We start from the raw sequence: 1,175 nt of genomic DNA, 5'->3' as shown, positions 1-1,175 counted from the left end.
GGGCTATCGCATATGAGTTAGAGCGCTGATGAGGTAGTCGTCATTCCATGCGCATTTCTTGATGCGATGGCTGATGGGGACTTTGTCGGTATCGGCGAGTTGGAGGATGTTCCTGGCGAGGCGGTTGATGAGCGCGGTGTTGGCGGGAGCGTTGTCCTTGCGGGCACGGCTGAGGTCTTCGTCCAGATGAACATCGAGCATCCAATGCAGGCCGTTCTCGATCTGCCAATGGGCTCTGGTGAGGTCGATCGCCTGCTGCGGTGACAGCAGCGTGGAGGCCATGAATAGGCGCGTCAGCGGCTTGGCCTGGTCGCGCCGGCTGGTGATGCGGATGAAGGCTTTGTGGCCGGACATCAGCGGCTCGGCCGCCGCCACAACCTCTGCCTGGCGCCATTCGTTGCGGCCATGGCTGGTTTCGGTCCGCTCGGCAACGGCTGGAATGGTCTCGGCCAGATGACGATTGGCCCGAGCAAGCCAATGCCGGCGGTTTCCCTTGAGTGCGAGCAGGTAGTCGCCGCCACCTTCGATGATGGCCTCAGCCATACGCGTGTGACAGTGGAGCGCATCGGCCGTGACCAATCGGCCAGCAAGATCAATGAGTTCGACGACCTTGAGGGCAGCTTCGACTTCATTCTCCGTATCGCCGGGCGAGGCCGCCGCCAGACACAGCCGCGTCTGGCTGGCAAAGGCCGATACCGTCAGGGGCGGGCTGGCCGCAAGGCCCTTCTCATAGGCACGCCGCAGCGCCTTGCCATCCAGTGAGACCACACCCTGGCGTGCCTCGCCTTGGCATGCTTGGGCAAAGCCTGCGGCAAAGGCGGCGAACGCGCGCCCGAAGGCCTCTGGATCGAGCAAGCGTAGCAGCCGCGAGAAGGTGTCGTGGCTGGGCGCCTCTTCATAGTCGATCAAACGCGACAGCGCCTGCTTGCGCTCTTGCGCGAACAACGAAAACTCCGTCGCGTTGCTCGCACCACACAGGCTTGCCGCGATCATCATCACGATCAGGTCGCCAAGCCGGTGCGTGGCGTTGGCGGCGCGCGGGTCAGGCACCGCGCCGAAATAGCTCTCAAGGCTGGAAATGGCAGTCGCTCCTTCGCTAAGACTGCCTTCCCAAAGAATCCCTTCTCAAACCAACTTCAAGCCTAAAATCGCCATATGCGATTCCCCTGCCCCTG

The 1,175-nt window shown here is 62.4% G+C and carries 1 protein-coding gene; it reads right to left on the bottom strand.

Annotated features, from left to right (window positions below):
- Window positions 1-3: 3 nt before the first annotated feature.
- On the bottom strand, window positions 4-1,050 hold the full coding sequence (locus tag AC1DXO_RS26090; RefSeq protein ID WP_476981139.1) for an ISAs1 family transposase: 1,047 nt from the start codon (window positions 1,048-1,050) through the stop codon (window positions 4-6).
- Window positions 1,051-1,175 lie beyond the last annotated feature (125 nt).

The organism is Asticcacaulis sp. P2_C5 (assembly GCF_056404555.1).
The sequence above is the reverse complement of the archived record's forward strand: the minus strand, read 5'-3'. Positions and strand labels throughout refer to the sequence as shown.